Source organism: Pseudomonas sp. Marseille-P9899, assembly GCF_903166565.1.
Taxonomy (GTDB): domain Bacteria; phylum Pseudomonadota; class Gammaproteobacteria; order Pseudomonadales; family Pseudomonadaceae; genus Aquipseudomonas; species Aquipseudomonas huaxiensis.
Map to the genome: position 1 here is coordinate 81,979 of NZ_CAESCG010000009.1, position 17,615 is coordinate 99,593.

The 17,615-nt window shown below is 61.2% G+C and carries 17 protein-coding genes and 5 tRNA genes; 6 read left to right on the top strand and 16 right to left on the bottom strand.

Going from position 1 to position 17,615, the window contains the following annotated elements:
- Nucleotides 1-32: 32 nt before the first annotated feature.
- Both HWV67_RS28300 and HWV67_RS28305 read right to left on the bottom strand, forming a co-directional pair.
- Nucleotides 33-476 carry an Hsp20 family protein gene (locus HWV67_RS28300; RefSeq protein ID WP_095155636.1) on the bottom strand — a complete coding sequence of 148 codons (444 nt, stop codon included), beginning with the start codon at nt 474-476 and terminating at the stop codon, nt 33-35.
- A gap of 114 nt (nt 477-590) precedes the next feature.
- Nucleotides 591-1,553, bottom strand: coding sequence for a tRNA dihydrouridine synthase (locus tag HWV67_RS28305; RefSeq protein WP_175653623.1), 963 nt, complete (start codon nt 1,551-1,553; stop codon nt 591-593).
- A 274-nt stretch (nt 1,554-1,827) separates the two neighbouring features.
- Here HWV67_RS28305 and HWV67_RS28310 point away from each other — a divergent pair, with 274 nt between their 5' ends.
- Nucleotides 1,828-2,037 carry a hypothetical protein gene (locus tag HWV67_RS28310; RefSeq protein ID WP_175653624.1) on the top strand — a complete coding sequence of 70 codons (210 nt, stop codon included), beginning with the start codon at nt 1,828-1,830 and terminating at the stop codon, nt 2,035-2,037.
- Here the strand turns inward: HWV67_RS28310 and HWV67_RS28315 are convergent.
- From HWV67_RS28315 to gltX, 9 genes are all read right to left on the bottom strand, one after another.
- On the bottom strand, nt 2,015-2,458 hold the full coding sequence (locus tag HWV67_RS28315; RefSeq protein ID WP_175653625.1) for a GNAT family N-acetyltransferase: 444 nt from the start codon (nt 2,456-2,458) through the stop codon (nt 2,015-2,017). The genes HWV67_RS28310 and HWV67_RS28315 overlap by 23 nt on opposite strands.
- Nucleotides 2,455-2,895, bottom strand: coding sequence for an acyl-CoA thioesterase (locus tag HWV67_RS28320; protein ID WP_175653626.1), 441 nt, complete (start codon nt 2,893-2,895; stop codon nt 2,455-2,457). The genes HWV67_RS28315 and HWV67_RS28320 overlap by 4 nt, the downstream gene beginning before the upstream one ends.
- Nucleotides 2,896-2,938: 43 nt before the next feature.
- Nucleotides 2,939-3,772, bottom strand: coding sequence for an alpha/beta hydrolase (locus HWV67_RS28325; protein ID WP_175653627.1), 834 nt, complete (start codon nt 3,770-3,772; stop codon nt 2,939-2,941).
- Between the two features lie 22 nt (nt 3,773-3,794).
- Entirely contained in the window at nt 3,795-4,334 is a 540-nt protein-coding gene (locus tag HWV67_RS28330; RefSeq protein WP_175653628.1) for a TetR/AcrR family transcriptional regulator, read from the bottom strand.
- A 168-nt stretch (nt 4,335-4,502) separates the two neighbouring features.
- A tRNA-Glu gene (locus tag HWV67_RS28335) sits at nt 4,503-4,578 on the bottom strand.
- Nucleotides 4,579-4,622: 44 nt separating this feature from the next.
- A tRNA-Ala gene (locus HWV67_RS28340) sits at nt 4,623-4,698 on the bottom strand.
- Nucleotides 4,699-4,751: 53 nt separating this feature from the next.
- Nucleotides 4,752-4,827 (bottom strand) — tRNA-Glu (locus HWV67_RS28345).
- 77 nt (nt 4,828-4,904) lie between these two features.
- Nucleotides 4,905-4,980 (bottom strand) — tRNA-Ala (locus tag HWV67_RS28350).
- 298 nt (nt 4,981-5,278) lie between these two features.
- Nucleotides 5,279-6,760 (bottom strand): glutamate--tRNA ligase, encoded by a 1,482-nt coding sequence (gene gltX / locus HWV67_RS28355; RefSeq protein WP_095155630.1) that lies wholly within the window; start codon nt 6,758-6,760, stop codon nt 5,279-5,281.
- A 143-nt stretch (nt 6,761-6,903) separates the two neighbouring features.
- On the opposite strand from gltX, the gene HWV67_RS28360 reads away from it, so the two are divergent.
- Both HWV67_RS28360 and HWV67_RS28365 read left to right on the top strand, forming a co-directional pair.
- The gene (locus tag HWV67_RS28360) at nt 6,904-7,944 is read left to right on the top strand and encodes an HlyD family secretion protein (protein WP_175653629.1); all 1,041 of its coding nucleotides are present in this window, start codon (nt 6,904-6,906) and stop codon (nt 7,942-7,944) included.
- Between the two features lie 49 nt (nt 7,945-7,993).
- Nucleotides 7,994-9,484, top strand: coding sequence for an MDR family MFS transporter (locus HWV67_RS28365; protein WP_175653738.1), 1,491 nt, complete (start codon nt 7,994-7,996; stop codon nt 9,482-9,484).
- A gap of 63 nt (nt 9,485-9,547) precedes the next feature.
- Here HWV67_RS28365 and uvrB read toward each other — a convergent pair whose 3' ends face one another.
- Nucleotides 9,548-11,563 (bottom strand): excinuclease ABC subunit UvrB, encoded by a 2,016-nt coding sequence (gene uvrB / locus HWV67_RS28370; RefSeq protein ID WP_095155627.1) that lies wholly within the window; start codon nt 11,561-11,563, stop codon nt 9,548-9,550.
- A gap of 296 nt (nt 11,564-11,859) precedes the next feature.
- Here uvrB and HWV67_RS28375 point away from each other — a divergent pair, with 296 nt between their 5' ends.
- The gene (locus tag HWV67_RS28375) at nt 11,860-13,056 is read left to right on the top strand and encodes an amino acid aminotransferase (RefSeq protein WP_175653630.1); all 1,197 of its coding nucleotides are present in this window, start codon (nt 11,860-11,862) and stop codon (nt 13,054-13,056) included.
- Between the two features lie 64 nt (nt 13,057-13,120).
- Nucleotides 13,121-13,196, top strand: a tRNA-Asn gene (locus HWV67_RS28380).
- A 106-nt stretch (nt 13,197-13,302) separates the two neighbouring features.
- Here HWV67_RS28380 and HWV67_RS28385 read toward each other — a convergent pair.
- The 4 genes from HWV67_RS28385 to HWV67_RS28400 all read right to left on the bottom strand — a co-directional run bounded on the left by HWV67_RS28385 (nt 13,303) and on the right by HWV67_RS28400 (nt 16,285).
- Nucleotides 13,303-13,863: a DUF1285 domain-containing protein gene (locus tag HWV67_RS28385; RefSeq protein ID WP_175653631.1), complete on the bottom strand. Its 561-nt coding sequence runs from the start codon at nt 13,861-13,863 to the stop codon at nt 13,303-13,305.
- Nucleotides 13,864-13,875: 12 nt separating this feature from the next.
- Nucleotides 13,876-14,478 (bottom strand): DUF4823 domain-containing protein, encoded by a 603-nt coding sequence (locus HWV67_RS28390; protein ID WP_175653632.1) that lies wholly within the window; start codon nt 14,476-14,478, stop codon nt 13,876-13,878.
- A 73-nt stretch (nt 14,479-14,551) separates the two neighbouring features.
- Complete coding sequence (locus tag HWV67_RS28395; RefSeq protein ID WP_095155623.1) at nt 14,552-15,520, bottom strand: GTP 3',8-cyclase MoaA; 969 nt, start codon at nt 15,518-15,520, stop codon at nt 14,552-14,554.
- 126 nt (nt 15,521-15,646) lie between these two features.
- A complete protein-coding gene (locus HWV67_RS28400; protein WP_042122274.1) occupies nt 15,647-16,285 on the bottom strand; it encodes a TetR/AcrR family transcriptional regulator in 639 nt (212 codons plus the stop codon).
- A 72-nt stretch (nt 16,286-16,357) separates the two neighbouring features.
- Between HWV67_RS28400 and HWV67_RS28405 the strand changes: the two genes are divergently transcribed.
- A complete protein-coding gene (locus HWV67_RS28405) occupies nt 16,358-17,491 on the top strand; it encodes an aminotransferase class V-fold PLP-dependent enzyme (protein WP_175653633.1) in 1,134 nt (377 codons plus the stop codon).
- Nucleotides 17,492-17,615: the final 124 nt, after the last annotated feature.

Consider the following 17,615-nt stretch of genomic DNA (forward strand, 5'->3'; position numbering starts at 1 on the left):
CATTACGGCGCCCTTTTTCACAGCTCACCCACTTAGTTCAGAGCAGGCTTGTCCCCGTTGATCGGGATACGTTTGGCCTTGGCTTCTTCCGGCACGACCCGCAGCAGGTCGACGCTGAGCAGCCCGTTGGCCAGTGCCGCCGACTTGACCTCGATATGGTCAGCCAGACGGAACGACAGCTTGAACGCACGTTGGGCAATGCCCTGGTGCAGGTAGGTGACGCTTTCGTTGCTGCTGTCGCGTTTGCCGCCAGTGACGGTCAGCACACCTTTCTCCACTTGCAGGTCAAGGTCCTGCTCCTGGAAGCCAGCGGCGGCAACAACGATTCGATAGTGGTCATCGCCATGTTTTTCGACGTTGTAGGGTGGGTAGCTGCTACCCGACTCATTACGCGCCGCAGATTCGAACAGGTCGTTGAAACGGTCGAAACCAACGGAATGGCGGAACAGTGGAGCCAGAGAAAAAGCGGTGGTCATGGTACATCTCCTGAAATATCAGCGAGTTGGGATTAACGCGACCCGACTTCGGCATCGCGTACTCCCTAGATAGGGACCACCAGAATTATTTCAAGCGCTGTCGAGAAAATTTTCCTACGCCGCAGCGACGGGCGGAGGTACATCGATCAGCAGGCCGACCCGATCACAGTCGGTCTCGCGACGCAGTTCATTGAACAGTGCGACCGCTTCGGGGTAGGTACGGGTCAGCATCGCCACCCACTGTTTGAGACGGCCCGGCGCCTGGCGAGGGGTCATCTCTTCGCGAACCCGCAGCCAGAACACCTGGATCAGCGGCAACAGCGATTGCCAGTCCAGCGGCTGGAAATCCACGCCATCGCGCACCGCGGCGATCTGTCGGGCCAGGTCCGGCCGTGACACCAGGCCACGGCCGAGCATGATGTCCTTCACGCCACTGACCTCGCGGCAGCGCCGCCAGTCGTCCAGCGTCCAGACCTCGCCGTTGGCGAACACCGGCACCTTGACCACGTCCTGCACCTTCGCCACCCATTCCCAATGGGCCGGCGGCTTGTAGCCCTCGACCTTGGTCCGCGCGTGCACCACCAGATGCGCCGAACCACCGTCGGCCAGGGCCCGGCCGCAGTCCAGCGCGCCGTCCGGGCTTTCGAAGCCCAGGCGCATCTTCGAAGTCACCGGAATATGCGCCGGCACCGCCTTGCGCACCTCGCTGACGATCCGGAACAGCAATTCCGGCTCCTTGAGCAGCACCGCCCCACCGCGAGACTTGTTCACCGTCTTGGCCGGGCAGCCGAAGTTCAGGTCAATCACCGGCGCGCCCAGCTCGCAGGCCAGCGCGGCGTTGTCCGCCAGGCAAACCGGATCGGAGCCGAGCAATTGCACACGCATCGGTACTCCTGCGGCCGTCCGCGCGCCCTGCTCCAGCTCCGGTGCCATTTTGTGGAACGTGGCAGCGGGCAGCACCCGGTCGCAGACGCGAATGAACTCGGTGACACACCAATCGATACCGCCGACCCGGGTCAGAACGTCGCGCAGGATGTTGTCGACCAGCCCCTCCATCGGGGCCAGGGCAATTTGCATGGGGGAAGACCTCGGAAAAATTGCGCACATAGTAAACGGGGATTGGGCAAATGGAAGGGCCGCGGGTCTCGGGTAGACGCTTGGTCGAAAAGGGCTGCGTCTTACAGGCTTCGAGGAAAAGGCCTGCGTGACGCCAGCGCTTTCTTGTTTGAGAGTTTCAGGTGCCCGAATCAGCGGGCAATCCTTCCCTATTCGGAGATATCACAAATGTTCACGTTCTTTGAGCCGCTTGCTCGCCGCAACCCTCGACGCGCCGCACAACAAGGAACGGGACATGCACATCAAAAAGAGCAATTACGACATCCTCAACTTCGACCATGAGCGGCGAAGGGCGGAAACCGTGAAGGAGCAACCCGTTTCTTCGCTCGCCAGCGACGTGCACGGCCCGCTTGAAGGCTATCGAAACACGCTTGAACACCCTGGCTTTTTCCGGCGAATACGGTCAGTGCTTTCACGCTGGTTCAAACCAGCCGCTTCTCCATGAACACCCGATTGAAGCCGTGCTCGGCGCCCCGATGAGTCTCGCGATAGCCCAACCGCTCGTACAGCGCCACATTCGTCTGCATCGCGGCGTTGGTGTAGAGCCGAATCAGGGAAAAGCCGGCTTCCAGGGCACGAGCCTCGGCGAAGTCGATCAGGCGACGGCCATGACCCTGGCCTTGGAAGGCGGGATTGACCGCGACATTGGAGAGCAGCATCGCCTCCGCCTCATGGCACAGCACGAGAATGGCGCAGACATCACCGCCCTGCTCCACCAGCCAGACCTGCTGCTGGCGGATCAGGTCGTCGTAATCGTCATCCAGCGGACCGGGACGCACGCCGATGCTGGCGACGTAAGGCAGATAGGCCGCGTCCACGACGCCGCGAACGGCAACGCCGTCCGCAGCCTCAGCCAGGCGAATCACGTCGGGTTGCTCAGCAGGGCCTGGCCGTAGCCTTCGAGGAATTCAGGTGGCATGCGCTTGGGTCGCCCTGTGGACAACTCGATGCAGACGAAGGTGGTTTGCGCGCGAAGTAGTGTGACGCCGTCGCTGGGGCGTACCAGTTGGAAGCGCCGGGTCATTTTCAGGCGCTGATCCCAATCGATGATCCAGGTCGCCAACTGCAATTCGTCGTCTTCGTAGGCGCTGGCAAGGTAGTCGATCTCGTGACGGACCACCGCCATGGCCCGGTCCAGCCGACGATACTCCGTCAGGTCCAGGCCGAGACGCTGCGAATGACGCCAGGCGCAGCGCTCCAGCCAGGAAACGTAAACGGCATTGTTGGCATGCCCCAGTCCGTCGATATCCTCGGCACCGACGCGAAGGTCGATGACGAATGGCGTTGCCAGATCCCAGCTCATGCCCGCTCCCGTATGTGATGAACGGGCAGAGTGTAACGGATGCTTACGCCGATTGGCGCAGCGGCATGTCACTTCGCTTGAGCAGGTCGAGAACGCCGGCAACCACTCGCGGATCGGCCAATACGCGCTGATGACCGCCTTGCTCCAGCATCAACAGGCGACTGTCGAACCAGGCGTCGTGGATCACCTGGGCTTCGCTGGCCGGGACCAGCCGGTCGTCCTCGGCGTGCACGATCAGGCCCGGCACTTCCAGTTGGTAACCACTGACATCCAGCTTCGCTACCGGCAAACCGACATCCCGTTCCACCTTGCGAATGAAGGCTGCCCGCGCCCGAGGCGGCAGGTTCAGGTGCCGGGCGAAACCGCGCAGTACGCCCAGCAACCGCGCCGGCCCGGCGATACTCACCACCGCTTCGGCACGCAGACCCAGTTGCATCGCCAAGAGCACACTGGCGGCGCCCATGGAGTGGCCGATCACCGCCTTGAGCGGCGGCAATTCGGCTGCGGCCTCCAGCACGGCGCGGGCAAACAGGCCAACATGCGCCTCGTCACCCGGCGAGCGGCCATGGGCCGGACCGTCCAGCGCGACTGCGGTGTAACCGGCGTCCACCAAGGTTTCGATGATCTTGGCGAATTGGGTCGGACGCCCTTCCCAGCCGTGCATCAACAGGACGGTCGGCCCTTGGCCCCAGCGCAGTGCCGACAGACCAAAACGCAGAGTGATACGCTCAGCCCGCTCCAGCACGGGCAACTCCCAGTCTCGCGGTGGGCGGGTGTAGGGCGTCAAGAAGGCGCGGTGCATCTTGCTGGCGATATGCCCAGGGACCAGACGCCCCAAGGTGCCGTTCACGCCGCGAATCCAGCTCAAGGTATTCATCGCTTTGCTCCAGAGGGGTCGCTCAAATCACCGCCGTTTTGGCGGCACGCAGGATGCGATCAGACAGATCGCTGGTGCCCAGGGCTCGCGCCAGGGCAAGGCCGCCGACCATCAGCGCAAGGTCGGCGAGGAATTTGTCAGCCTCATCGGGGCTGTCGACCAGCTGCGCGGTCATCATCTCGATGTGTTCGGCGAGTACGTCGCGGAAGGCATCGGGCAGCCGGGTCATTTCACTCAGGGACGTAGGCAGCGGGCAGGCATCCCCGGTGGAGTCACGGTGCTTGCGCGACAGATAGAACGCGGCCACCAGCGCCCGCCGGGCTTGGCCATCCAACGCCGGATCAACCTGGGACAACAAGGCACGACGCTCGCCAAGCAACTGGCTGAACGCCTCAAGCATCAAGGCTTCCTTGCTGTCGAAATGGGCGTAGAAACCACCAACGGTCAGGCCGGCAGCACCCATTACCTGATTGACGCTGGGATCGGCGGGCCCTTGCTGGATCAGCGCGTGACGCGCGGCATCGAGGATGCGTTCGCGGGTCTTGGCTTTCTTGTCGTTCATGGCTCGCCTCCAAAATATTATGGTTGAAATATTATGCTCATAATATTTAAAAGCAAGCCTTTTGCCCCGCCGCTTGTCGCGCACGGGGCAAAAACTTTTTTCGAGGGAAAAAACAAAAGGCTCATTCAATAAGCGAATGAGCCTTGAAATCCCGCAAAGCGGGTAAAATGGCGTCCCCTAGGGGACTCGAACCCCTGTTACCGCCGTGAAAGGGCGGTGTCCTAGGCCACTAGACGAAGGGGACTTTAAACCTTCGTAAAGATCCGTTTTCACGAATCCTGGCGGAATTGGTGGAGCTAAGCGGGATCGAACCGCTGACCTCCTGCATGCCATGCAGGCGCTCTCCCAGCTGAGCTATAGCCCCAGATTTCTAGCCTCGCGGCCCAGCGACCTCTTTCGACATCGCTTGTGTAAAACTGGCGTCCCCTAGGGGACTCGAACCCCTGTTACCGCCGTGAAAGGGCGGTGTCCTAGGCCACTAGACGAAGGGGACGCAACCCTTCTACCATCGACCGACTCTTCGAACCGATCATGCCGGCAGTCGCTGGAATTGACTGCCAAGCTGGAAATTGGTGGAGCTAAGCGGGATCGAACCGCTGACCTCCTGCATGCCATGCAGGCGCTCTCCCAGCTGAGCTATAGCCCCACAATGTCGCTTTGAACTGAATCGCTTGGCTGGGTGCTTCGCGTTTCGTTTTCGTTCATCGCTGTGGACGGGGCGCATATTAAGTTCGGATCAAAGACCTGTCAAATATATTTTCAATAAAATTCAAAAACTTTTTCCTAGATAACAATCACTTACCTTCCTCGAGCGGAAAAAGTCCCGTGTTTTCGGGGGAATGGCACTGCGCACAAGGGCGCAAAGCATCGCGGGGCGAACCCGCTTCCCCGGCAATACACCGATGAAAGCAGGTTCGCCCCGCGAAAAAAGGATGCGGCAGCGGTCAGGCGATAGTGCCCAGCAGCTTCTCCCATTCCTTGTTTTCTTTCTTCGAAACGCCGCCCAGCAGTTCCAGCGCCTGGCGCAGGCGATAGCGCGTCAGGTCAGGGCCGAGGATCTCCATGGCATCGAGTACCGAAACCGAACTGGCCTGGCCGGTGATCGCGGCGAACATCAGCGGCATCGCGTCGCGCAGTTTCAGTTCCAGGGCTTCGACCACCGCCTGGATGCAGCCGGTGATGCGGTCTTTTTCCCACTGACGCAGGCTTTCCAGCTTCCACAGGATCAGTTGCAGCACCTGGCGCACCTGGTCCGGCGACAGCTTCTTGTGCTCGAACAGCTTGGCATCGAGACGCAGCGCGCCTTCGAAGAAGAAGCCACCCAGCGGTGCGACCTGGCTGAACGTCTCCACCCTGCCCTGCACGTGCGGCGCGATCTTCATCATGTAGTCGCTGTTGAATGCCCACTTCTGCACCCGCGCGGCAAACTCTTCCACCGGCAGATCGCGCAGCCACTGGCCGTTGAGCCAGGACAGCTTCTCGATATCGAAGATCGGCCCTCCCAGCGATACCCGCGACAGGTCGAAGTGCTCGACCATTTCGCTCAGGGAGAACTTCTCGCGCTCGTCGGGCATCGACCAGCCCATGCGGCCCAGGTAGTTGAGCATGGCTTCCGGCATAAAGCCCATGCGCTCGTAGAAGGTGACCGACGTCGGGTTCTTGCGCTTGGACAGCTTGCTCTTGTCCGGGTTACGCAGCAGCGGCATGTAGCACAGCTTGGGCTGTTCCCAACCGAAGTATTCGTACAGCTTGATCAGTTTTGGCGCCGACGGCAGCCACTCTTCGCCGCGCAGGACGTGGGTGATGCCCATCAGATGGTCGTCGACCACGTTCGCCAGGAAGTATGTCGGCAGACCATCGGTCTTCATCAGCACTTGCATGTCCATGCGATCCCACGGGATCTCGACGTCGCCACGGAGCATGTCCGGAACCACGCAGACGCCTTCACTTGGCACCTTCATGCGGATCACGTGTGGCTCGCCCGCCGCCAGGCGGCGCTGGACTTCCTCTTGGGACAGCAGCAGCGCGCGACCGTCGTAGCGCGGGGTCTCGCCGCGGGCCGTCTGCTCGGCGCGCATCTGGTCCAGCTCTTCAGCGGTGCAGAAGCACGGGAACGCGTGCCCCAGGTCGACCAGTTGCTGGGCGTACTGCTTGTAGATATCGCCCCGCTCGCTCTGGCGGTACGGGCCATGCGGGCCACCGACGTCCGGGCCTTCGCTCCACTCGATGCCCAACCAGCGCAACGCGTCGAAAATCTGTTGTTCGGATTCGCGGGTCGAACGCAGTTGGTCGGTATCTTCGATACGCAGGATGAACTCGCCGCCGTGCTGCTTGGCAAAGCAGTAGTTGAACAGGGCGATGTAAGCGGTGCCGACGTGGGGATCGCCAGTCGGCGAAGGCGCGATGCGCGTGCGAACGGTGGTCATGAGAGTCTCGAACAAGAGATGAAACAAAGCCGGGATGTTAACAGGGAGCAGGCGCCGGGCTCCAGTAATGGGCGTGATCGCCACTTGTGCGGCTGGATCCAAAACTTGTTAAATTTGCTTACATTTTCGGAACGATCGTCCCCATGCCAGCCCAACTCAAGCGCCGCCTGCTGATTTTTCTTCTTCTGGTCCTGCTGATTTCCCTCGCGTTCTTCGCCCAGTGGTATTTCAAAGGCCGCTTCTACGAAAGCACTGACAACGCCTATGTCCAGGGCGAGATCACCCGGGTCTCCAGCCAGCTCGGCGCCCGTATCGACGCTGTCCTGGTGCAGGACAACCAGCACGTGAACAAGGGCGACCTGCTGGTTCGCCTGGAAGGCGACGATTTCCAGTTTGCCGTCGAGCGCGCCCGCGCCACCCTCGCCACCCGCGAGGCCGAACGCCTGCAAGCCGACAGCCGGCTGACCCAGCAATCCAGCCTGATCGCCGCCGGCCAGGCGCAGGTCTCCGCCAACCAGGCCACCCTGGGCCGCACGCAACTGGACTTGAACCGCGCCCAGGCCCTGCGCAAGCCGGGCTTCGTGTCCGAGGAACGGGTGACCACCCTTTCCGCCGAAAGCAACGTCGCCCGCTCCCAGGTGAGCAAGGCCCAGGCCGATCTGCAGGGCCAGCGCCAGCAGGTCAGCGCACTGGAAGCCGAGCTCAAGCGCCTCGATGCGCAGATCGCCACCGCCCGCACCGACCTGGCCCAGGCCGAACTGAACCTGACCCGCAGCGAAATCCACGCGCCCATCAGCGGCATGGTCGGCCAGCGTTCCGCGCGCGACGGCCAGTACGTGCAGGCCGGCGCTTACCTGCTGTCGATCGTTCCCGACGAAGACATCTGGGTCCAGGCCAACTTCAAGGAAACCCAGATCGGCAGGATGCAGCCCGGCCTGCGCGCCGAACTGGTGTTCGACAGCTACCCGGACACGCCGATCGAAGGCCGCGTGGACAGTCTGTTCGCCGCTTCCGGCGCGCAGTTCAGCCTGCTGCCGCCAGACAACGCCACCGGTAACTTCACCAAGGTCGTACAGCGTATTCCGGTAAAACTGACCTTCGCCGCCGATAACCCGCTGCATGGCCGTATCTGCCCGGGCATGTCGGTCACCGCCACCGTCGATCTGCGTAGCGATGGCCGGTGATCAACTGATCCGTCCCGTCGGCGAACCGAGCCGGCGCGACTGGATTGCCGTGATGAGCGTGATGCTTGGCGCCTTCATGGCGGTGCTGGACATCCAGATCACCAACTCGTCGCTCAAGGACATTCAAGGCGCGCTGTCAGCGACGCTGGAAGAAGGCTCGTGGATTTCGACCTCGTACCTTGTAGCCGAAATCATCATGATTCCGCTCACCGCCTGGCTGGTGCAGTTACTCTCGGCCCGACGACTGGCGGTGTGGGTGTCCCTTGGTTTCCTGGCTTCCTCGCTGTTGTGCTCGATGGCCTGGAACCTCGAGAGCATGATCATCTTCCGCGCCATGCAGGGCTTTACCGGCGGGGCGTTGATCCCGCTGGCCTTCACCCTGACCCTGATCAAGCTGCCCGAGCACCATCGCGCCAAGGGCATGGCGATGTTTGCCATGACCGCGACATTCGCGCCCTCGATCGGGCCGACTCTGGGAGGTTGGCTGACAGAAAACTGGGGCTGGGAGTACATCTTCTACATCAACATCCCACCCGGCCTGATCATGATCGCCGGCTTGCTGTATGGCCTGGAAAAGAAAGAAGCCCACTGGGAGCTGCTGAAAAGCACCGACTACGCCGGCATCGTCACCCTCGGCGTGGGCCTGGGTTGCCTGCAGGTGTTTCTTGAAGAAGGGCATCGCAAGGACTGGCTGGAATCGAGCCTGATCGTCGGCCTGGGCAGCATCGCCGTGGTCAGCCTGATCACCTTCGTGATCCTGCAGTTGTCCAAGCCGAACCCGCTGATCAACCTGCGCATCCTCAAGAACCGTAATTTCGGCCTGTCGAGCATTGCCAGCCTGGGGATGGGCGTGGGGCTGTATGGCTCGATCTATCTGCTGCCGCTGTATCTGGCGCAGATCCAGAACTACAACGCGCTGCAGATCGGCGAAGTGATCATGTGGATGGGCATCCCGCAGTTGTTCCTGATTCCGCTGGTGCCGCAATTGATGAAGGTGATTTCGCCGAAGATCCTCTGCGCCCTGGGCTTTGGTCTCTTTGGCCTGGCCAGCTTCAGCTCCGGGGTACTCAATCCGGATTTCGCCGGCAGCCAGTTCAACCATATCCAGATCATCCGCGCCCTTGGCCAGCCGATGATCATGGTGACCATCTCGCTGATTGCCACGGCGTACATCCAGCCGCAGGACGCCGGCTCGGCGTCGAGCCTGTTCAACATTCTGCGCAACCTGGGCGGCGCCATCGGCATCGCCCTGCTGGCAACCCTGCTGGACGCCCGGGCCAAGACCTATTTCGACTATTTGCGGGAATCGGTGGTGCCGACCAACCCGCAAGTCGCGGAACGGCTGGCATTGCTGACAGAGAAGCTGGGCAGCGAGGCTGCAGCACTGGGCAAGCTGAGCGAAATCGTCCATCAGCAAGCGCTGATCATGGCCTACAACGATGCCTTCCATTTCGTTGGGATCGGTCTGGCGATCAGCATGGTGGCGGTCGTATTGACCCGGAAATTGCCGCAGGGCTTGAAGGCGGGAGAAGCGCACTGACCTGATCGCTGGCAAGCGGAGCACCGCTTGCCAGCGATTTGGCCGTCATAAGCGACAGAAACATCACACGGTAAGCAAGCGCTCACGCAACTGGGTGATCTCATCCCGCATCTGCGCCGCCGCCTCGAACTCCAGGTCCCGTGCCAACTGGTACATCTTCTCTTCAAGCTGCTTGATTCGCTTGGCGATCTCGCCCGGCGAACGCAGCTCGGCTTCGTAGCGAGCGCTCTCCTCCGCGGCCTTGGCCATGCCTTTGCGCTTCTTGCTGCGCGAGCCCGGCACATTGGCGCCTTCGAGGATGTCAGTGATGTCCTTGACCACGCCTTTGGGCACGATGCCGTTGGCCAGGTTGAAAGCGACCTGCTTCTCGCGGCGGCGCTCCGTCTCATCGATCGCGCGCTGCATCGAGCCGGTCATGCGGTCGGCGTACAGAATCGCCCGGCCATTGAGGTTACGCGCCGCCCGACCGATGGTCTGGATCAGCGAGCGCTCGGACCGCAGGAAGCCCTCTTTGTCGGCGTCCAGGATCGCCACCAGCGACACCTCCGGCATGTCCAGGCCCTCACGCAGCAGGTTGATCCCCACCAGCACATCGAAGGTGCCGAGGCGCAGGTCGCGGATGATTTCAACGCGCTCCACCGTGTCGATATCCGAGTGCAGGTAGCGCACCCGCACATCGTGGTCGGCCAGGTAGTCAGTCAAATCCTCGGCCATGCGCTTGGTCAGGGTGGTGACCAGCACCCGCTCTTCCACGGCTACCCGCTTGCGGATCTCCGACAGCAGATCGTCGACCTGGGTCAGCGCCGGGCGAATTTCCACCTGCGGGTCGACCAGGCCGGTCGGCCGCACCACCTGCTCCACCACCCGACCGGCATGCTCGGCCTCGTACACCCCGGGCGTGGCGGAAACAAAGATGGTCTGTGGGCTGACGCTCTCCCACTCATCGAAGCGCATGGGCCGGTTGTCCAGCGCCGACGGCAGGCGGAAGCCGTACTCCACCAGGGTTTCCTTGCGCGAGCGGTCGCCTTTGTACATCGCCCCGACCTGCGGAACGCTGACGTGGGATTCGTCGATTACCAGCAAGGCATCGGGCGGCAGGTAGTCGTAGAGGGTTGGCGGCGGCGCCCCGGCCGGACGCCCGGAGAGGTAGCGCGAGTAGTTTTCGATGCCGTTGCAGTAGCCCAGTTCGAGGATCATCTCCAGGTCGAAACGGGTCCGCTGCTCCAGGCGCTGGGCTTCCACCAGCTTGTTGGCCTTGTGCAGGTATTCCAGGCGGTCCTTGAGTTCTTCCTTGATCCCCTCCACCGCGCCGAGCAGGGTTTCCCGCGGAGTGACGTAGTGGCTTTTCGGATAGAAGGTGAATCGCGCCAGCTTGCGGATCACCTCGCCGGTCAACGGATCGAAGGCGGAGAGGCTTTCCACTTCATCGTCGAACAGCTCGATGCGGATCGCCTCCAGATCGGATTCGGCGGGATACACATCGATCACATCGCCGCGGACCCGGAAGGTCGCACGGGCAAAATCCATCTCGTTGCGGGTGTATTGCAGGTCGGCCAGACGGCGCAACAGGGCACGCTGGTCGAGTTTGTCGCCACGGTCCACGTGCAGGACCATCTTCAGGTAGGTTTCCGGGCTGCCCAGACCGTAGATGCAGGAAACGGTGGTGACGATGATCGCATCGCGCCGCTCCAGCAACGCCTTGGTCGCCGACAGTCGCATCTGCTCGATGTGATCGTTGATCGAGGCGTCCTTCTCGATGAAGGTGTCGGACGACGGTACGTAGGCTTCCGGCTGGTAGTAGTCGTAGTAGGAGACGAAATACTCCACCGAGTTGTTCGGGAAGAACGCCTTGAACTCGCCGTAGAGCTGCGCCGCCAGGGTCTTGTTCGGCGCCAGCACCAGGGTCGGGCGCTGCACCTGGGCGATCACGTTGGCGATGCTGAAGGTCTTGCCCGAACCGGTCACACCCAGCAGGGTCTGGTGCGCCAGCCCGGCTTCGATGCCCTCGACCATCAGGCGGATGGCTTCCGGCTGGTCGCCGGCCGGCTGGAAACGGGTGACGAGCTGAAACTCGGACATGACGAACCCCTGGTTAAGTGCGAATACAGGTAACTGTATTTTTAGACAGTACTTATACCCAATTGAAGGCGCCCTACGCCAGTTTCAACCCAGCGCGCAGTGCATTTCCTACTGTTGACTGAAGGATTCGACTAACGGTCGAAAAATATTCCCACAAACAGCAGGAAAAGCTGCGGCAGACTGTCGCCGTGACCGGTCGGTATCACTATACTGACTCCCCGTTTGTGCACCGCTCTAGTGCATTCGGCTGGAGCGTGCAAACCCTACTCACCCTCCAATTCAGAGCCAAGGTAATAATGAGCCTGTTTTCCGCTGTCGAGCTGGCACCACGCGATCCCATTCTGGGCCTCAACGAAGCATTCAACGCCGATCCACGTACCAACAAGGTCAACCTGGGCGTAGGCGTCTACTGCAACGAAGAAGGACGCATCCCACTGCTGCGTGCGGTCATCGAAGCCGAAACCCAACGTGCTGCACAGCACGCTTCCCGCGGTTACCTGCCAATCGACGGTATCGCTGCCTACGACCAGGCTGTTCAGAAACTGCTGTTCGGTGCCGAGTCTCCACTGCTGGCCGAAGGCCGTGTGGTGACCGTTCAAGCCGTCGGCGGTACTGGCGCGCTGAAAATTGGTGCCGACTTCCTCAAGCAGCTGTCGCCGAACGCCGTCGTCGCCATCAGCGACCCGAGCTGGGAAAACCACCGCGCCCTGTTCGAAACCGCTGGTTTCCCGGTGAAGAACTATCGCTACTACGACGCACCGAGCAACGACGTCAACCGCTCCGGCATGCTGGAAGACCTGAACGAACTGCCAGCCGGTTCGATCATCGTCCTCCACGCTTGCTGCCATAACCCGACCGGTGTGGACCTGAGCCTGGCGGACTGGAAAAACGTCCTGGAAGTCATCAAGGCCAAGGGTCACGTTCCGTTCCTGGACATGGCTTACCAGGGCTTTGGCGACGGCATTGCCGAAGACGCCTTCGCGGTACGCCTGTTCGCTGAGTCGGGCCTGGACTTCTTCGTTTCCAGCTCGTTCTCCAAGTCGTTCTCGCTGTATGGCGAGCGTGTCGGTGCCCTGTCGATCGTCACCAGCGCCAAGGAAGAAAGCACTCGCGTGCTGTCCCAGGTCAAACGCGTGATCCGCACCACCTACTCCAACCCGCCAACCCACGGTGCCAGCATCGTCGCCGCGGTACTGAACAGCGCCGAGCTGCGTCAGATGTGGGAAACCGAGCTGGGTGAAATGCGCGGCCGCATCCACGGCATGCGCAAGCAGATGGTCGAACTGCTGGCTGAATACGGCGCCAAGCGTGACTTCAGCTTCGTCGGTCGCCAACGCGGCATGTTCTCCTACTCCGGCCTGAGCGTTGAGCAGGTTACCCGTCTGAAGGACGAGTACGGCATCTACGCGCTGGACACTGGCCGCATCTGCGTTGCCACGCTGAACCAGAGCAATATTCACGTCGTCACCAAGGCGATTGTCGAAGTTCTGTAAAAATCACTGATTGCCAAAGGGAGGCTTGACTTCCCTTTAGCAATCAGTAAGATACGCCACAGATTCCGCGATAGCTCAGTTGGTAGAGCAAATGACTGTTAATCATTGGGTCCCTGGTTCGAGTCCAGGTCGTGGAGCCAAATACTAAAAACCTCCAGATGCGCAAGCACTGGAGGTTTTTTCATTTCCGGCCGAAAAGTTTTATTGGCATGCCTGGCGCCCGCCACCGCAGACGCCCACCCAGACTCATTCCTTGCCGATGGGATAGAACACCCCTGAACTCCATACACCCAGCCACGCCTCGCCGTCGATTTCCCGGGTGACCGCCAGATCCACCAGCTCATAAAACACATTGCGATGGATCAGCGCCTCGAGATTGGCGCGCATGTGCACGTAGGGCGAAGGCTCCTGAGTTACAGGATCGATGACGAAGCGCAACGGATGCTCGGGGCCGGCCTCGACCCGGTCCTCGACATTGCTGGTGAAACACAGCACCTGCTGCTCACCGCTACCTTGCACCTCGAGGCTTACCGCGACGAACGGCGCGTCATCCACCGTGATGCCCACCTTTTCCACCGGCGTCACCAGGAAATAATCGTCACCGTCCCGGCGAATGATGGTGGAAAACAGCCGCACCATGGGTTTTCGGCCAATGGGCGTCCCCAGGTAGAACCAGGTACCGTCGCGGGCGATGCGCATGTCGATATCGCCGCAGAAGTCCGGATTCCACAGGTGGACGGGCGGCAAGCCCTTTTCCGCCTTGGGAATCTGCGCCAACAGGTCGTTGGCCTTGCCCGTGTCAGCCATTGTTCGTAGTCCTCAGCGACCCAGGCCCAGAAGCGAGCGAGCGTAGTTCTCGAGCGGCGGGCCGAGCAAATCTTCCGGCTTGTTGTCGTGGAACGTCAGCAATCCGCCGCGACTGCGAATCCGCGTGGTATCGATCAAGTAGCGGGTGCTGGTCTCGATAAGCATCATCTGCACTACACCGGTATCGACACCGAGGCGGTCGACCGCCTGCTCGTCATACCATTCGTCGCCGTTGCCGATACGGTTGTCCGCCTTGGCGAAGCGGGTGTAGAGCAGATAATGCGCTCCCACCGCACGCGCCTCGGTCAGCGCCTGTTCGAGGCCGATCGGGCCCTGGGCGCGGCGCACCAGCGGGAAATATTCGATGAAGCCCTTGAAGGCCTCCTCCGCCACCACGTTTGGCCGCGGATAGGCACCACCCGGCGGGACGAATGCGCCCTGGGCGATGAAAATGAACGAGTCAGGTTGCAAACGCAGCGACATCGAACGCTGGGTATCGCTGTGATCGAGCAGACCGGCGTCGCTCATGTGGTAACGGGCGCCCTCACCCATGTCGCTGACATTCATGCAGCCACCCAGCGCCATCAGCGCTATCAGCAGAACCAGGCTACGCATCTTTCCTCCAGGAGCCGGCGACGGAAAACCGGCGAACAGCCCGCTGATGCAGATTTTGCGCCAGCTTGCCGAGCTAGCCGCCGATGATTTTCATCACTGTGGCACCACCGGAGAAGGCCACGCTCTGCTTGTCGCCCAGCGCCTTGACCAACAGCCCTTGCAACGCCGGCAGGGCCTGGTGGCGCGGCTGGTCGAGCAGGTCGCCAATGAAATGTCGATTGCTCGACGACAGGCAACCATGAAGCCAACCGGTGGAGGACAGGCGCAGCCGCGAGCAGGTCCGGCAGAACGGCACGCTTTCATTGGCGATCACACCGAAGACGCCCCGCCCCGGAACCCGATAACGCAGCGCGGTGGCATCGATCGGCGCCTCGGCCTGGGCGTACTCGTAGCGCTCGCCTATGATTTGCAGCAGTTGCTCAAGGCCGACGAACTGCTGCAGGAACATATTGTTGTCCTTGGCCAGGTGGCCCATCCGCATCAGTTCGATGAAGCGCAGTTCGTAGCCATGCTCCAGGCAGAAATCCAGCAGCGGCAAGACCTGATCGAGGTTCTGTCCGCGCAGCGGCACCATGTTGACCTTGATCTTCATGCCAGTCGCCGCCGCCTGGGCCATGCCATCCAGCACGCTGGCCAGGTCACCACCACGGGAGATGCTCCGGAAGGCACTAGCGTCGAGGGTATCGAGGGAGACATTGAGCCGGCGGATGCCGGTTTCGCAAAGCAGGGGAAGCTTGCGCGCCAGGAGCTGGCCGTTTGTGGTGAGGCTGATGTCGTCCAGGCCGAATCCGGCGACCGTCTTGAGGAAGGCTTCCAGCTTGGGGCTGACCAGTGGCTCGCCACCGGTTACCCGAAGACGCTCGATGCCAGCGGCCTCGATCAGGTAAGCCACGCCGCGGGCCAAGGCCTCGGCAGACAGCTCGTCCTGGGCGGCGACCAGTCGTTTCCCGTCAGGCACGCAATAGGTGCACGCGTAATTGCAGGCGGCGGTAAGGCTGACACGCAAATTGCGAAAACGCCTGCCTTGACGGTCGACGATCATGGAAAACTCCGGCATGGATGAATCGGGCTCGCGAAACCTGACTCAAAAATCAGGTTTTTGCAAGCCTCACACCCAAAGTATATTCCCGCCCTGTCGCGCCCAGTAGCGTTGTGTCGCAAACGGCTATCAGCTAGCGGAAGGCTCCGGATCGCGTTTGCGCTTGTTGCCCATGCGCACGCCGATATCCATGAGGAACTGGAAGAAACCTTCCTGATCTTCCAGGACGTTGCTCCAGAACGGCGAGTGGTAGAGCGCCACGGCACCGTGCACCAGCGCCCAGGCGGCGCAGTAGTGGAAGTACGGCGGTACATCTTCAAGCTTGCCTTCGCTGATGCGCCCCTTGATCAGCAGGGTCAGTCGATCGAAGTTCGAGGCACGGATCTTGTGCAACTCCTCGACCATGTCCGGAACCTGATGCCCCTTGACCACTTTTTCTTCAAGGCGATCGAACAACCGGTAGCGTTGCGGATCACGCATGCGGAATTCGAAATAGGCGCGCGACAAGGCTTCCTTGTCACGGTCGACGTCGGCGGAGTGCAGCAATTGGTTCAAATCGCGCTCATAGTCGAGCATCAGGCGCAGGTAGATCTCCGCCTTGGATTTGAAGTGCTTGTAGATCGTGCCTTTGCCGATACCCACTGCATCAGCGATCATCTCGACGGTGACGCTGTCTTCACCCTGTTCGAGAAACAGCTTGAGTGCGGTATCGAGAATTTCTTGCTCACGGCGACGAAACTCACGGACCTTACGAGGTTCTTTCTGCATAAGAAGGACTGGATCAAAATCGAAGCCAAGTATTATGCCTAACTTGCGCCAAAATGCACGGATCATCCAACCATGTCTACGTTTCCTGAAGAGTTCGAGCAGGCCCCGGGCCTGCGCTACCTGAATCACGCGGCCGTCGCACCCTGGCCGAAACGCGCCAGCGAGGCGGTCAGCCGCTTCGCCCGGGAAAACGTTTGGCTGGGCGCCCGCGACTACCCGGAGTGGATGCTCATGGAGCAGCGTCTGCGCGAGCGCCTGCAGCGCCTGATCAACGCACCGTCCACGGACGACATCGCACTGGTCAAGAACACCTCCGAGGCCTTGTCCTTCGTGGCCTTTGGACTGGACTGGCAGCCAGGCGACCAGATCGTCATCAGCAACGAAGAATTCCCGTCCAACCGCATCGTCTGGGAGGCCTTGGCGAGCCAGGGCGTCGAAGTGGTCCAGGCCGATCTCAAGGGTGACGATCCGGAAGCTGCATTGCTGGCGGCCTGCGGCCCACGAACCCGACTGATGTCGATCAGCTCGGTGCAGTTCGCCAGCGGTCTGCGCATGGACCTGGTGCGCCTCGGCCAGGGCTGCCGCGAGCGCGGCGTGCTGTTTTGTGTCGACGCCATCCAGCAGATCGGCGCCCTGCCCTTCGATGCGCAGGCCTGCCAGTGCGACTTCGCCATGGCCGATGGCCACAAATGGATGCTCGGCCCGGAAGGCCTGGGGATGTTCTACTGCCGGGCCGAGGTTCGCCCGCAACTGAAGCTCAGCGAATATGGCTGGCACATGCTGGAACACATGGGCGACTACAACCGCACCACCTGGGAACCCGCTCAAAGCGCCCGGCGTTTCGAATGCGGCAGTCCGAACATGCTCGGCGCCGCAGCGCTCGAAGCCAGCCTTTCATTGCTTGAAGAAGTCGGTATGGAACAGGTCGCTGCCGCTATCGCAGAACGCGTGCGCTGGCTGCACGACGGGCTCGGCGCGATCCCCGGCGTGCGCTTGCACAGCCCGCAAGATCCGGCTCGCCGCGCCGGCATCGTGTCTTTCAGCATCGATGGCGTGGATAACGCGGAGGTTCATCGGCAATTGAAGGAAAATCAGGTGGTCTGTATCCCGCGCGGCATGGGGGTGCGTTTTTCCCCACATTTCTACACCGAACGCCGCGTAATCGACGAAACATTGGCAATAGTTCGAGAAATTGCAGAGCGATGAGTGCTCAGCAGCGACGGGCGTATTCCAAATCTGTTTAAAAAACGAGCAGTTGCTGCTGGAAGCCTATCAATCCTGATTAATACTTGAACTGTCGGTGTGGCACATCCCCCCAAGTGTCGCACCG

What these genes read in the sequence shown, in the direction of transcription:
- HWV67_RS28395 (WP_095155623.1), bottom strand. Translation starts at nt 15,520, where the DNA reads ATGATCGTCGACCGTCAAGGCAGGCGTTTTCGCAATTTGCGTGTCAGC.
- HWV67_RS28400 (WP_042122274.1), bottom strand. Translation starts at nt 16,285, where the DNA reads ATGCAGAAAGAACCTCGTAAGGTCCGTGAGTTTCGTCGCCGTGAGCAA.
- HWV67_RS28385 (WP_175653631.1), bottom strand. Translation starts at nt 13,863, where the DNA reads ATGGCTGACACGGGCAAGGCCAACGACCTGTTGGCGCAGATTCCCAAG.
- HWV67_RS28360 (WP_175653629.1), top strand. Translation starts at nt 6,904, where the DNA reads ATGCCAGCCCAACTCAAGCGCCGCCTGCTGATTTTTCTTCTTCTGGTC.
- HWV67_RS28300 (WP_095155636.1), bottom strand. Translation starts at nt 476, where the DNA reads ATGACCACCGCTTTTTCTCTGGCTCCACTGTTCCGCCATTCCGTTGGT.
- HWV67_RS28305 (WP_175653623.1), bottom strand. Translation starts at nt 1,553, where the DNA reads ATGCAAATTGCCCTGGCCCCGATGGAGGGGCTGGTCGACAACATCCTG.
- uvrB (WP_095155627.1), bottom strand. Translation starts at nt 11,563, where the DNA reads ATGTCCGAGTTTCAGCTCGTCACCCGTTTCCAGCCGGCCGGCGACCAG.
- HWV67_RS28325 (WP_175653627.1), bottom strand. Translation starts at nt 3,772, where the DNA reads ATGAATACCTTGAGCTGGATTCGCGGCGTGAACGGCACCTTGGGGCGT.
- HWV67_RS28375 (WP_175653630.1), top strand. Translation starts at nt 11,860, where the DNA reads ATGAGCCTGTTTTCCGCTGTCGAGCTGGCACCACGCGATCCCATTCTG.
- HWV67_RS28330 (WP_175653628.1), bottom strand. Translation starts at nt 4,334, where the DNA reads ATGAACGACAAGAAAGCCAAGACCCGCGAACGCATCCTCGATGCCGCG.
- HWV67_RS28310 (WP_175653624.1), top strand. Translation starts at nt 1,828, where the DNA reads ATGCACATCAAAAAGAGCAATTACGACATCCTCAACTTCGACCATGAG.
- HWV67_RS28390 (WP_175653632.1), bottom strand. Translation starts at nt 14,478, where the DNA reads ATGCGTAGCCTGGTTCTGCTGATAGCGCTGATGGCGCTGGGTGGCTGC.
- HWV67_RS28320 (WP_175653626.1), bottom strand. Translation starts at nt 2,895, where the DNA reads ATGAGCTGGGATCTGGCAACGCCATTCGTCATCGACCTTCGCGTCGGT.
- HWV67_RS28405 (WP_175653633.1), top strand. Translation starts at nt 16,358, where the DNA reads ATGTCTACGTTTCCTGAAGAGTTCGAGCAGGCCCCGGGCCTGCGCTAC.
- gltX (WP_095155630.1), bottom strand. Translation starts at nt 6,760, where the DNA reads ATGACCACCGTTCGCACGCGCATCGCGCCTTCGCCGACTGGCGATCCC.